Source organism: Corynebacterium sp. CCM 9203, from assembly GCF_041357675.1.
In the GTDB taxonomy this organism is placed as follows: Bacteria; Actinomycetota; Actinomycetes; order Mycobacteriales; family Mycobacteriaceae; genus Corynebacterium.
Window position 1 is genome coordinate 1 of the sequence record NZ_JAUERY010000007.1, and the last position, 13,873, is coordinate 13,873.

The 13,873-nt window shown below is 56.0% G+C and carries 7 protein-coding genes and 1 pseudogene; 6 read left to right on the plus strand and 2 right to left on the minus strand.

Annotated features, from left to right (window positions below; genetic code table 11):
• The 6 genes and pseudogenes from QWU44_RS11455 to QWU44_RS11480 all read left to right on the plus strand — a co-directional run.
• Nucleotides 1-628 (plus strand): annotated as a pseudogene (locus tag QWU44_RS11455) (hypothetical protein); the annotation flags it as partial.
• Nucleotides 625-2,457, plus strand: a complete 1,833-nt coding sequence (locus QWU44_RS11460; RefSeq protein ID WP_370915812.1) for a hypothetical protein — start codon at nt 625-627, stop codon at nt 2,455-2,457. The pseudogene QWU44_RS11455 and the gene QWU44_RS11460, both read left to right, overlap by 4 nt.
• Nucleotides 2,454-3,929 carry an SCO6880 family protein gene (locus QWU44_RS11465; protein ID WP_370915813.1) on the plus strand — a complete coding sequence of 492 codons (1,476 nt, stop codon included), beginning with the start codon at nt 2,454-2,456 and terminating at the stop codon, nt 3,927-3,929. The genes QWU44_RS11460 and QWU44_RS11465 overlap by 4 nt, the downstream gene beginning before the upstream one ends.
• Nucleotides 3,930-3,934: 5 nt before the next feature.
• A complete protein-coding gene (locus QWU44_RS11470; RefSeq protein ID WP_370915814.1) occupies nt 3,935-5,650 on the plus strand; it encodes a hypothetical protein in 1,716 nt (571 codons plus the stop codon).
• 2 nt (nt 5,651-5,652) lie between these two features.
• Nucleotides 5,653-7,437 carry a type IV secretory system conjugative DNA transfer family protein gene (locus tag QWU44_RS11475; RefSeq protein ID WP_370915815.1) on the plus strand — a complete coding sequence of 595 codons (1,785 nt, stop codon included), beginning with the start codon at nt 5,653-5,655 and terminating at the stop codon, nt 7,435-7,437.
• Nucleotides 7,430-7,837: a DUF4913 domain-containing protein gene (locus QWU44_RS11480; RefSeq protein WP_370915816.1), complete on the plus strand. Its 408-nt coding sequence runs from the start codon at nt 7,430-7,432 to the stop codon at nt 7,835-7,837. The genes QWU44_RS11475 and QWU44_RS11480 overlap by 8 nt, the downstream gene beginning before the upstream one ends.
• A gap of 597 nt (nt 7,838-8,434) precedes the next feature.
• Here QWU44_RS11480 and QWU44_RS11485 read toward each other — a convergent pair.
• Nucleotides 8,435-9,127: a hypothetical protein gene (locus tag QWU44_RS11485; RefSeq protein ID WP_370915817.1), complete on the minus strand. Its 693-nt coding sequence runs from the start codon at nt 9,125-9,127 to the stop codon at nt 8,435-8,437.
• Nucleotides 9,127-13,698, minus strand: coding sequence for a MobF family relaxase (gene mobF / locus QWU44_RS11490; protein WP_370915818.1), 4,572 nt, complete (start codon nt 13,696-13,698; stop codon nt 9,127-9,129). The genes QWU44_RS11485 and mobF overlap by 1 nt, the downstream gene beginning before the upstream one ends.
• Between the last annotated feature and the right edge of the window lie 175 nt (nt 13,699-13,873).

Below are 13,873 nucleotides of genomic sequence, written 5' to 3' on the forward strand. Positions count from 1 at the left end.
TACAGATCTTGTTGGCCGTCGGGTGGTGTACCCGACGAACCCGTTAGGCGACCTGCTGCCCGATGATGGCACAGCCCTTCATGAGGGTGATCGCGGGTGGCTGACGAAAGTCCCGGTTATCGAATGGCAACGCTTGCGCGAAGGCGACCCCACTCATTACCCGGTTGATTTGCCGTTTACGGCGTCTGATGGCCCGTGGCGCATGATCCACGGTGTCCCGGCGGGCTACTCCCGAACACCCCAAGGCGCAGCACTCGCAGCCATATGGGCCGCAAACTTTTTGGTTTTCCCACACGATGGTGCTGTCAATATGTTGCATGCATACGGCAGCATCGAGCAGCAAAAAATACTGGACGATTTCACGCCTAACGAAGAACAGAAAGAAGCCGCCGCCGCATACGACGGGACCTCGGTGTTCCTCATCCCCCGTGCTTACCGGATCATGCACTACGACGGAAACCATGCATTAGTACAACTGGCCACTGGCCGACGCAACACCATGAAGGTTGTAGAAATGTCTCTGACATGGGATGACACCCAAAAAACCTGGCACGGATCGTCCAATGAATTTTTTGCAGACGCAGGAAAAGTGACTACTTCTGAGCTTGGTGAATGGGTGCGGCTATGAGGCGTATCGCGGCAGTCGCCGCTTTCATAGTTTTACTGCTCTCAGCGGCGCCAATCGCCACAGCACAAACCGCAGAAGAAGGCACACCCGTCACGGACTGCGTGATCCACGACATCACCACCACAGCCAAAGCTGCCGCGAACCTCACCCCTTTGGGCACACAAATCGGCACCCTTCTCACCATGACAGAACCATTTTTCGCAGATAAAGATTCTGAGTGTGAGTTTGGTGATGGGATTAAAGGAGCGGTTTCTTCGACCGCCGGGAAGATTGCAACCGGCGCATTCGGGAAATTCACCGAAAGCATGGTACGCGGAACGCGCACACTATGGATTACAGTCATGACGTTCTGGATCAATGTCCCCAGTGCGGATTTGGTGTCGATTGACGCCGGAGAAATTGCTAAACAAGCCGCTCGGGGAGCAGAATCAGCAATATCCGGTGGCAGCGATCCACAGTCAGGTGCGGTTGAAGGTGTCACGGACGCCCTGAAAACCGGAAAGTCTGAGGGCATTTCCACCTCCGGTGATCTATCACAGCTCAGGAACCCTTTTTCCGGCAGTTCAGACGCATTACGCGAATCCCCAGCACTATCCTGGGTACGCGACAAAACGTTGCCATTGCAAGTCATTTTCTTAGTCATTGGTCTTCTGCTCGCATCTTTGCGTATCGCGGTGGCCTATTTCATGGCACAGGGAAAGGAAGCCTTTTCCGTCGCATCAACCCTCACAAAGGCTGTACTATACGGTGCACTATTCTCCACGATGGTCACACTAGGAACACAAGCCTCTGACGGCGTTGCGTCATGGATTATTGATGAAGCAGTCTCAGCGCCAGTTATCATAAACCAACTCAAGGCCGTTGAACTTGGTGCCGCGTCCGCGGCTGTGCCACTAGGCCTATGGCTGATCATCTCCCTTTTGTCGATCCTCGCAGGATTAATGCAACTAGCATTTGTACTGATTCGCAGCGTGTCACTGATCGCAATCGCCGCCGCTTTACCATTGGCAGCATCAGCATCACTGTCAAAAACAGGTGCACAATCAATGGACCGCTTAGTCGGTTGGGCTATCGCATTCGTACTATTCAAGCCTGCTGCGGCAATTATCTATGCTTTAGCGTTTAGAATGATGGACCTATCCGTCGGCGGCTGGGACACAATCTATGCACTGATTTTACTAAGTTTGTCGGTATTTGTACTGCCGTCGCTGATGAAGTTGGTCGCACCAAATGTATCAAGCATCGGCACCGGCCCTTCAGCACTAGGTATCGCCGCTGGCACTGCAGGTATCGCTGCGACTGGAGCAATGATTGCCGCCACTGGCGGGGCGGGAGCCGCTAGTGCTGGTGGGAGAGTGATACCTAGTGGTACGACTGGCAGCGGCCCTGCACCAATGCCGATTCCAGTGGGTTTACCCGCCACAGCCGCTAGCGGCCCTTCAGGTGCCGTGGGCGGCGCTAGCGGGATGGGCGGGGCACCTGTCGCCGGTCCTCACGGTCCTTCGGGCGCTGGCGGTTCCGGCTCCCCAACTCTTAGCCCGGCTCCGGCTGGGATGCCCGGTGGTTCCGCCTCTCGACCAAGTGGGCTCACCCCACACCCAGGCATTACCGGCCCATCTCCGGCTGGAATGCCCGGTGGTTCCGCCTCTCGACCAAGTGGGCTCACCCCACACCCAGGCATTACCGGCCCATCACCGGCTGGAACATCAGGCACATCAGGTGGCACATCTGCTCAGGGCGCATCCCAGTTTCTTCGCGGCACATCAGACGGCATAAGGAAGATCGAACGACATCTCGACCCTGAACCACCGACGGGAACACAACAATGAGCAAAGGCACATACGGCAATTGGGTAAAACCCCGCTCGGCAGGCCTTTACGGCATGACATTCGGCACGACGATCATCATGGTTTTCACGTTCGTGACCTGCATCCTAGTGATGACACTATTCGGACCCGTAATCGGTGGACCGTTCTTCTTGCTAGCGGCGGTTTTACTAGCCCCGCTGATTCTTCGAGTCGGTGGCCGATCAGGATATGAAAGGCTAGCAATTATGATGCGGTTTTTTGCAGCAGGTCGACGCGGTGAACACACATACCGGGCAGGTCGTTTTTCACGAGTACCGGGCGGCTCATACCGACTACCAGGCATTGCATCTCGACTAGAACTCTATAGCACTCCAACACCTGGATTAGGTGATTTCGCTTTAGGTCATGACAAACGCAAAGGCTTTTACACGATGTGGCTGCGGTGCTTCCCGTCAGGCGGTGAAGCAATTGAACAGCATGATATTGACTTCATGGTGTCGCAGTGGGGTGCGTTCCTCACAGACTGTTGCAGCATTGCCGACCTAATACAGGTGGCCGTGACCCACGAAAGCCGCCCTGAATCTGGTTTACGCTTGCAGTCTGAAGCGCAGCGCATTAGCGCTGGTGGTGACGTAGAGTTAGCGCGCCACATCGTTCACGAAGCAGCAGCAATTCTGCCTCCGGTATCTGCGCGTTTGGATTCGCGCGTTGCACTGACGTTTAAGGCATCTACGGCTGAAACCCGTAAAGACCCCTCGGCGGCGGCGGTTGAGTTCGCGCGATTCTTACCGCAATTGATGACACGCCTGGCACAAGCTGGGGTGACATCTACACTGATGACACCTAGTGAGGTGTGCGGTTTTGTCCACGCAGCGTATGACCCAGAATCAGAGGCGTTGATTGAGCAGGCAGTATTAGATGAAACAGATCACGGTTTTACCTGGTCCAACGCAGGTCCGCAATCCGCAGTTGAAACCCGCAATGACTATGTTCACGACGGGTACCGATCAAGCGTCTTTGAGATGCAGGACGCCCCGGCCGGTGTGGTGTCCGAGATGGTACTCAAACCGCTGATTGCCATTGACGGAAATATCCCGCGCAAACGGGTCACGATGGTGTTTCGTCCTCACTCATCATCGGAAGCCATTGCGATTAGTGATGATGATTTCCGAAACACCCTATTTAAAGCAAGAGCACGGGGCGGCATCGGATCAGTCTCCGATGATCTAGCTGCAACGGCAGCAGGTCAAACGCGCCAGGAGATCGCTAACGGCTACGGGCTTGTACGCTTCGGCGTGTATGCCACGGTCACACACATTGATGGTGACGGTAGCGAACTTGCCCGCCAAGAATCAGTCATTCAGCAGCGCGCCCGTCAGTGCGGTGTGCTGCTGCGGCGCTGCCGTCATTGGCAGGCTGCGGCATTTGCCGGGGGCCTGGGCATCGGCATCGTCCTTCCCGAAGAAACCACGATCAGTAACGTGCTGAGGTGAAGGCGATGACTAGTGAGACCTTGCCCCCAGCCCGCCGGATCAATTTTCTCGGACGCGCCTGCGGCGTATCTGATGAGCGTGTTGCCCGGTGGGGCGAAGCAGCCGGGTCTGGTCGTGAAGGTGCCGGGTGGTCACGCCTGGCATTAGACGTATTCACCTCTTCCATAGGTGAACGTCACCGCAACCCGCGTTCTGGTGTTGATAACGAGTTTGGTTTTGCAGTTGGCCGCATCGACCGCCACGGCATGATCGGGAAACACGGCGGTCGGCAGTCAGTTGTGGTGCCCGAGCCAGAATGGCGGGCCTCAACCTGCCAGTTACCAGGGCTATGGCCCTGGCCGGTAGGTGCGGCAGCTCCGATTGTTGGCACCCCACTCGGATCGCACCTGCGCACCGGCGCGCCAGTGTGCTTCGACGCTTATAACTGGTTTGAGCACGGCCGGTACATCTCGAACCCGTCTACGTTTGTGATGGGCCTGCCGGGGTTTGGCAAGTCCACGCTTGCACGCCGTATGGTCATCGGAAAGGTTGCTCAGGGCATTACGCCCTTGGTGTTGGGTGATTTGAAGCCTGATTACGTGGATTTGGTGCGTGAACTTGGCGGACAGGTCGTATCGGTCGGTGATGGCGTTGGTCGGATCAATCCGTTGGATGTTGGTTCGCTTGGGTCGATTTTGCCACTGCTAGAGCAACGCGCACCGGCACTTATTGATGACGTGTGGCAGCAGATTTATGCCCGCCAGGTCATTATCTTGGCAGGCCTCATACAGATTGTGCGCGGCGGGCCGGTCGCAGACTTTGAAGAAACCGTGCTGTCATCGGCACTGAAGCGCCTGTACACCGGCTCGGGGTTTGATCGAGCGCGCTACTCTGCCGAATCGTTCTCTCCGTCATCACCTCCTGTGGTTTCCGACCTGGGCGAGGTCATTTTTGACGGCGATGAGGACATGATTGCCGATGCTGCGGCCGATGATCTTGCCGAATACCGGACGACGATAAAACCGCTTCGGCGCGCGCTGCGTGCCCTTGCTCGCGGCCCCTTCGGCGCGGTATTCAACGGGCAAACGACAGTGCGACTGGATACGTCTGCATCATCGGTATGCGTGGATGTTTCTGCGGTGGGCGATGATTCACCGAAACTGATGGGTGCAGTGCTTTTGACCTGCTGGTCTGACGGTTTCGCATGCGTCGAAGCCCAGCACATTTTGGAGCGTGCCGGGTTAGCTGCGCGCCGTAATTTCTGCGTTGTCCTCGACGAAATGTGGCGCGTCCTCGGTGCCGGTGTCGGCATGGTTGATCGCGTTAACGCGCTGTCACGATTGAATCGCCAGATTGGGTTAGAGCTTATCCAGATCACGCACACGTTCAAGGATCTGCGCGCGGTAAAGACTGAGGAAGATCGGCAAAAGGCCATCGGTCTTATCGAGCGCGCTGGCGCGTTGATCGTAGGTGCGCTGCCACGTGATGAGATGGTGCAGCTAGCGGAGGTAAAGCCGTTTACGGCAGCAGAAATTGAGATGGTTTCTGGCTGGTCATCCACAACGGCGATGATGACTGAAGCCCCGCGCCGTGGCGCGGTGCGCCATTCTCCACCTGGTCAGGGCAATTTTCTTATCAAGATCGGTGAAGCAGGCCGTGCGGGTGTGCCGTTTAGGGTGCAGCTCACCCCAACAGAGATGGCGCTCGGCGTCCACAACACAAATAAGCGTTTTGAGGAGTAGCAGTGACGATCCGCAGAGCAGATGACACCCGTGGCGGCGGGGGGATGAGGCAGCTATATGCCGTGCTGGCGATTGGCGCTGTTGTCCTCATGGCCTGGTCGTGCATCGCCTTAGCGTTTTGGTTGAACGGCGAAGCAGTGCCATTGAATCCAATGGCTGCGATCATTGAGGCGATCTCTGGGATACACCGCCCACCACGAACGGCATGGATATTTGCCACGATATGGGCCGTGATCGTTGTAACTGGAACAGCCTTTTGGGTAGTAGTGCGCGGGCGCGGTGGTGCCACTGCGCGCCGCAACACTGAAATCGCACGCACGATGTCCACCCCAGGTGAGCTACGCGACCTCACGGGGCGCGGCGCTCAGGAAAAAGCCGCGCGGCTGTATAGCGGCGCGTCGGCTAAAGACCCTGGCAGCTTAGGGCTGGTTTTGGGTCGTACAGTGGCAAAACCCCACACCGATATATGGATGTCCTGGGAGGACACTGCGGTTATTTTCGCCGGTCAGCGAATGGGTAAAACCCAGTCATACGTAACAACGTCGATCCTGTCGGCACCTGGGCCGTGTCTCGCGACGGCTAATAAGCGTGATGTTGTGGATTTGACGCGCTTAGGCCGGGAACAAAAAGGCCGGGTCTGGGTGTTCGACCTGCAAGCTATCGCCTCAGATGGTGCGGCGGCGTGGTGGTGGAATCCACTGGGGATGATTCGAGACATTAACGATGCTCGCAAACTGGCGGATTATTTTGCCTCTGCGGCGGTCAGTGATGATGCCCGTCAAGATGCGTACTTCACCACGGCTTCGCAGGATTTGTTGGCTTATTACATCTTCGCGGCCGCACTTGCCGACGGCGATTTACTGCATGTGTGGGAGTGGCTAAAAAATGACACCGATAACACCCCAGCACAGATTTTGGCACTATACGGGGAGCCTGCGGCAGCATCGGCGGTCACCAACACCATCAACCTTGCAGCGAGGCAGAAAGATGGCGTGTTCGCTATGGCCAGTAACCTTATTGCGGTGCTGTCATCGCGCCGGTACAGCGCAGCGGTGACACCCGCGCAACGGGTTAGCCTGTCGGTAGCCGGTACCGAGATTGTGCGTACACCAATGCCGTCGTATGAACGCCAGAACCGTGAGCAGTTCGATCCGCTGGCGTTTGTGGAATCCACCGACACCCTCTATGCGTTGAGCGTTGATGGTGCCGATTCTCCGGCGGCGCTGACAACGGCGTTGGCAGGACAGATTTTCGACGCAGCACAGCAAGTAGCGAGAATGAGGGTCGGTGGACGTCTACCCACCCCGTTCGTTGGTGTGCTCGATGAAGCCGCCAACGTGGTGCGCTTACGTAATCTTCCGGCGCTGTATTCCTATGCGGGTTCGCAAGGGATTGTGTTGCTGACGTTCCTACAGTCTCGGTCGCAAGCGCGGCGCGTATGGGGTGATGACGGCATCCGCGCAATGGTGGAGTCATCGAACTTCGTGGTCTACGGCGGCGGCATCAAAGACACACAGTTTTTGCGTGAAATATCGGACCTCATCGGTGACATGCGGGTACAGCGATCGTCCACGTCGGTGGGTGCGCAAACGTCATATACGACACAGTATGAAAAGCAAGCGATCATGACGGTAGACCAGTTGGCTGCTTTGCCGTCATCGCAGGCTGTGGTGCTGTCATCCGGGCATCGAGCAACGCTGACAACGAAGATTTTTTGGCGTGAGTCGCGGTTTGCAGGTGTAGTCACTGAGTCATTAGAGCGGCAGGAGGAACGCGGCTATGAGTGAGAGGTTTGGAGTTGAAGATGAGGGTGACGCTGTAGAACCAGAGACGAGCGAAGCAGAGCCGGTGTATCCGAATCATGTGGCATTTGTTGAGCAGTTTTTAGCGCCGGTGATTCAGCGCAAGGTCAATCTTGCTCCGGGTCGCGGCCTTGTCTTTGATCCCGAGTGGTGGCGCTACCCGGAGGTAGAGCAGCGGTTCATGGCACTGTGGCTGGCGTGGGAAGCTGCCGTTAAAGGGGAGCCATCTGCGGTGTCGTCCTGGTGGTTGCAACACTGCGATCCACATTTAGACCGCATTTTAAATGGTGAGACGGGACCATTTCACCTATACAACCCCCATGCGAGCTTTAGCCCGGTCCCGCCGGGACTGCCTATTACACCGTTGCCACCACAAGTACCGTAAGAGCACTTTTATACCCTTTCACCAGCAACTACGTTAAAACATAACGGCACTGTTATGGCCCCCTCGTCTCCATCGTCAGCCCGACCCACAGCAACCTAAGCATTTGCAGCTCGCGTCCCACTTGGTACGATGGAATCAGGCAAAGGCCCACCCGCCCAACGCCTGATCAAGTATAAAAAGCCCCAGGAGGCTGGCACCTCCTGGAGCTCCGGGACTAAATCCCGTCCCTAGTTGAATGCTCTCACAAGCTCAACCAGAGCGGTCGCAAGTCCGATGAGTCCGGTAAGCAGTGTGATGGTTGTCCCCCATCTGCTTGCCGGGCTTTCTTTTTTGCGACCGGGCGTGTCTTCGTTTGGCCATATATCTTTTGCCATGTCCGACCACCTCCCATGTCTTAGGTACGTTCCCCTGCTGAACACAGCATGAGTACGCCCCTCGCAAGCGCGCGGGACATAAGCACGCTGCAACAGGGAAGTTCCGCACTCGGCGGACACCAGTACTGATTATTTAGTACACGCCGCGATAAAGGCAAGCAACACAAGATATAGAACATAACAATGTTGTTATGTTCTATATAAAGCGCTGGTGAACACAGATTCACAGCCCTATCGTAGGTGCTGACCCTGAAGTCATAGACACAACATGTGGGGATGATTCGACGCTGGGGGCGGGGTTATTTTGCGCCGTTGTGAAATATTCAGCATCAAACACCAGCGGAACGGTAGGCGTACTGGCGGTGTCTGCGGCTTCGATGATCGCTGTATCCACGGCCGCATCAAGTTCCTCACCCGTCGGCAGTTGCTCGGTGTTGCCTAGATCGTTAGATACAGCTCCTGCAACAACACCAGCGGCAAACCCCATAGCCGTAGAAGACACCGGGGTGACAACATCAACACCAGAGCGTTGCTGCACCTGTCGTTCAAGATCAGTTACGCGCGCTTTACTCTGCGCTAGTTCAGTCTGTAGCTGCTGTTTCACCCACCGGGGATCGACACCTACGGCATCGAGGCGTTTGTCCCATTGCTGCGCGGCCTGCGGGTTGTGTTCACGCCGCGCGTGAGCGGTTCCCCACTGCACAGCAATATTGGCCGTTGCCCGTGCACGCACAGCCGGGGCATTGCTTCGCTGTGCTTTGGGGGCTTTCATCATGTGCGTTGCGGTATACGCACGCCACTGTTGGCGTTGCTGGCGATTAGCGTAGGTGCGTATGAAACGGTCGATAACGTAACTGATCTGCCTGATTTCCCGGCTGATCTCATCATGTAGATTGCCATCGGCGGGCTGGTTCATCAGTACTCCAATCCTTGCTCGCGGTTGATCTGCTGATGCGGAACATACGCAGGTGCAGAGTGCTGTTGCGCCTGCTGCGTGTTAATCCCACCTGACCTGGTCATGCGTATTTGCGCTTCAACACGCAGTATTTCCGCTTGCAGAGCTGCTGCATCCCGCTGCTTTTCCAGCGTATTACCGCTGGTGAGGATGCTGCCCCATTGATCTTGCGGCGGTAGATCGCGGTACAGAGCATCGCGTTCGTCTTTTGCATGGGCAACCCCCTGGGCAGCATGATCCACCCTGTGCTGTGCGATACGTGCAGTTTCTTGCCATTGACGGCGTTTCGCCGGTGTAGCGAACCGGCCTGGCTCCGGCGGTAGTTGAATCTGTGCACGGATTGCGTCGGCGTATGCGGCCTCGGCGGTGCGTACTTCGCGGTCTAGAGTCGGGGCAAGCCGCTGAGCTTGGCTGATGCGGGCGCGCATCTCGCGGGTCGCGTCATCGGGTTCCGCATTGACCATTGCGTTGTAGCGTGCTTTGAGTTCCTTGCGACGCTGTTGCAGTCGCACAAGCTCAGCGGCGTTGCTATTGGCTTGCGGGTAACTCATGGCACCAACGGCCTTTTCCGTCAGTGTGATCTGGTGTGCGAGTCGGCTTATCGCCTCGTCAATAGCTGTTTCGGGTTGCTGGGAATGCGTAATGAGTTCGCGCACATCTTCGGGCTTGAGGCGCGCGTCAGCAAGCCGCTGAGCTTCTTCAACGCGCTGGGCGCGTGGGGTTGTTGCCTCCGGGCGTACCCATTCTCGCCAGGTTCCTAGATCGGTAGATAGCTCAACACCACGTTCTTCACGTACAGCGAGTTCATCATTGATGCTCGCAATGACACTGCGCATCGAGTTCGCCTCGTTGCGTGCTTCGTTCACCCTGGTCAGGCAGTCGCGGTATGCGCGGCGTTCTGCTGCGATAACGCGGGTAATCTCTGTTCGTGCACGGGCGGCGTGATTGTGTATGTCTGCCCATTCGCTGCGTACGGGTAGCTTCTTGCGCAGATCAGCGGTATCAAGTCCATCTGCTTCGCGCTGCTCTACAGTGCGAATGCGTGCGTCCAGTGCAAGCACGTCAGACCAGGTGCGCATAACTGCGCGGTGGCTATCGCCCTGGTCAAACGCGCGCGCGTGGTTCTCCCATAGCTTTTGGTTGTCTTCAGCTAGGCGAGCGCGGGCGCTGAGTTCGCGGCGTCCAGCTTCCAAAGTGGCGTTAGATGCACCAGTGAAGTCGTTTCCAACAAAAGGCCCCATGATCTCAGCAACACGACCATTAGCAACAGCGCGGCGTGTACACAGTTCTTCACGGGTATGCCGCGCCCAGTCCAACAGTCCCTGATGTGCGTCGTCTACCTCGGCAGGAAGAACACCCACGGTCAGTGCGGTGTGGGGAACCACGCTACGGGCGTGCGTGATCCACTGGTGAGGGTCTTCGGCATCCGCCGGTAGCGCAACACCAGAATCCAAGGAATCGGACATGAGGCGTACAACCGTACGGCGTACGTCATCGTCACTTCCCATCAGTTCACGCACGTTAGCCGGTACGATTTGCGCAACACTTGCGGAAATAAGCACGTCACGTATGTATTCGTAGCGTTCGTCGAGTGCTTCGGGGGCAGGTTCAGCTCCGAGTTGATCGAGTGCCGAAAGGTCAGCGTTAGAACGCTCCATGACTTTCTGCCATACCGCTTGTTCTTGCTGCTCAGGTGTGGCAGCGCGTTGCGGTGGGGTGTGTTCAAAGTCGCGGAATGAATCATCTTCGGTGACCAACCAAACATGGTTGGATTGACGTCCACGGGTCAAACCCACGTATGCCAGTTCTCGGCTGGTATTAGCGTCGATAAGCATATGAGCAGTGTCTACCGTCAGCCCTTGTGCACGGTGCACAGTACTGGCGTAGCCAAGCTCTACCGATTTCTTCACATAGTCAGCCGGTAGAACAACACGACCATTATTCGCAGTGTGGATGGCAGTAATCGACCCGTCGGCATTGATCTCTCGCACTCTCCACTGATCGCCGTTGAAGATACGCCGCCCGGCATCTTCCCCGCCATAGATGGTGATTGTCGCATCATTCTTACGGGACACAATCAGATCACCGACGTGAACAGAAACGTTGTCGCGTCCAGTGGTTGATACGGTGGCTGACACCTCTCCGCGCTCAATTCGATGTGCTTGCGCAGCCGCATTGAGTTCAGCAACTTCTTTACGCGCTGTTGCAATCATCAGAGATGATCGCGCGTTGTCGGTGTCGTCGACCCAGGCGTTAAATAGAGCATCGACCATAGATGAGCGAGTACCCGCGGCGTACCGCTTGTTGTCGCGGTAGAACTCCAACGCCTGTGCGTTTCCATTGCGCAGTTCCAGGCTGTTGCTCGCCTCTCCGGGGGTGGTGAAGCGTACGACTTCTTCTAGCTCACGTGCCCCAACCAGTCGACTCAGGGTTGCCAACATGCCACCTGCATCGACAGCATTTACCTGGCGTGGATCACCAATAAGGCGAATCGTCGCGCCTGTCTCTTTGGCAATTTCATTGAGCTGGTAAAGATCATGCGTTGAGGCCATACCAGCCTCATCAACGATGATGAGGCTGTCAGCAGTAATGCCAGTATCAAGGCCGTGTTTGTGCTTCGTGAGCACACTAGCGATGGTGTTTCCTTGTACTCCTAGATCAGTTCCAAGAACATCAGCAGCAACCGCAGAAGGACCAAGAGCAACCACATCACCTCGCTTCGACCATGCTTGTGCAACCGCTTTCATAGCGGTTGTTTTACCTGTGCCCGCCGGTCCAATAGCTACATCGAGCTGACGCCCAGACCCCAGTAAACGGTGAACCAGTGCGCGCTGTCCGGCGTTCAGTTCCCGGCCTTCTGCGTTTTCCACTTCGGTGATTGCGGTGTTTACGTCGTCACGGGTGAGCACCTGAGCAGTGGAGGTAAAAGCGGAATCTACTAACTGCTGTTCACGCCATAGAGTACTGCTGGTTGTGTAGCTCGTCTGTCGTGACTGGTGGAACAATGATCGCTGCCGAGTGTGCAGCAACACGTCTAGATCGCTGTTAGTACCGGGGTTTACCTCCACGCACGATTGATCTACAACCATGCGACATACCGCATCTATGAGGTCATGTTGCCGCCGCTCATCTCCAACGTCAAGACCAACCATGACCTGCGATGTCGCAGAAACAATATGAGACGTACTGAACACGTTGTGCTTGGTTTCAAGCATGGAAACAACCTGCTCAGCAACCGCAGACACATCTACCGGTTGCGCCACAATTTCCCGGCTCACCTGCGGTGTTACAGCGGTTTTAAGTGTTTGCTCATCGACAATTCCAAGCGCAATCTCTCGCCACTGCGCACGCATATCATCTAGATTTTGGTGAGCTTGCTTAGCACCACGAGTCTCAAGCGTTGCGCGCTGAAACAGCGCATACATGGTCTTCTGATCCGGTGATCTATGGTGCTTTGCAACGTACTCTTTAGCGAGTTCATCGGTGCGTTCTTCGATGTCAGACCGGCGGCTAAAACGCTCTAGCAACTCCTTCGGAACACCCTTAATCTCCCACACGGGTTCCTTACCAGAGTGCGACGGAGTTTGCTCAAACTCATAACCAAGATGTCGAAGATTCTGCGCTAATGCCTGGTTGTAATAGTTACTTGCAGCTACTGCAATCTTGTACATCGCACGCCCGTCTAGCGCACGCCAGCGACCATCAAGCGGACAGAACACCTTGTTAGATACAACCGAGTGTGTGTGAAGATTAGGATGTCCTGCACGATTATCCCAGTGCAGATAACGAGCAACAGTAAGCCCTTGCCCCTCGACGCATACACTTCCCTGCGCCCCCTGGCGACTGTACGCGGCCTCCGACTCAACCCACGTTAGCGCCTGGTCTACGGCATCAGAATGAGCCTTTAATATCGCTTCCTGACCATCTTTATCGGCAAGACCCCACACAACAGAAACAGACTTCTGCGGTGTAAAAACCAAGTCATAACCAGCTACCGGTTGAGTTTGCCTCGCTTCAAGTTCACTCACCCATGCCGAAAGTTCCTTGTTGCTGGGGTTGTCGCCTTTACCTGCTACTTCCCATGATTCGCGGGCGATAGACATGCGAACGTGCTGCCGTTCTTCTCCGGTTAGGTCTTGCCCCTTGTCCCGTTCTGCTCGATGCACACCGGCGGCTATGGCATCCAAAACGGGGCTACGATCACGAGACATGGAAGCAAACGAACGACCCAATTTAACGGCTTGTAGTGCTTCTTTTTCACTGCCACCATTGTCAATAATGCGCTTCATAATCTCATCAGCATTAGGGTTAATCCCCTCGCCATATAGAGCGATCATCTGACGCTCAGTGACCCCACCCGACACGCCTAATAGCTGCGCACCCGCACCCCACCACTGTCCTTGTGGTGTCCCATCTAGGCCGTTGTAGTAGTCGGACAGTGATTGGCCTTTTTGCAGCTTCCTGTCGCCTACTGCGACGGAATCAGTCAGGTAGGTGTACCCGTTGTCTGCATGGAGCTTATGCAGCGTCATCACGGACAACCACCATCTCCCTGACCAGCTATTTAGCGTTCGTTCTCTGCAATGCTACACCACCTAAAACGCCAACGGCACTTTAGTGCAAGAGGTGTGTTCAGTTTTGAGCGAAGCGAAGCAGACGAGGAAGCGAAGCAGACGAGGAAGCGAAGCAGACGAGGAAGCGAAGCAG

Bases quoted from the DNA above. Each gene is read 5' to 3' on its own strand.
- QWU44_RS11470 (WP_370915814.1), top strand. From the start codon at position 3,935: ATGACTAGTGAGACCTTGCCCCCAGCCCGCCGGATCAATTTTCTCGGA.
- QWU44_RS11480 (WP_370915816.1), top strand. From the start codon at position 7,430: ATGAGTGAGAGGTTTGGAGTTGAAGATGAGGGTGACGCTGTAGAACCA.
- QWU44_RS11460 (WP_370915812.1), top strand. From the start codon at position 625: ATGAGGCGTATCGCGGCAGTCGCCGCTTTCATAGTTTTACTGCTCTCA.
- mobF (WP_370915818.1), bottom strand. From the start codon at position 13,698: ATGACGCTGCATAAGCTCCATGCAGACAACGGGTACACCTACCTGACT.
- QWU44_RS11485 (WP_370915817.1), bottom strand. From the start codon at position 9,127: ATGAACCAGCCCGCCGATGGCAATCTACATGATGAGATCAGCCGGGAA.
- QWU44_RS11465 (WP_370915813.1), top strand. From the start codon at position 2,454: ATGAGCAAAGGCACATACGGCAATTGGGTAAAACCCCGCTCGGCAGGC.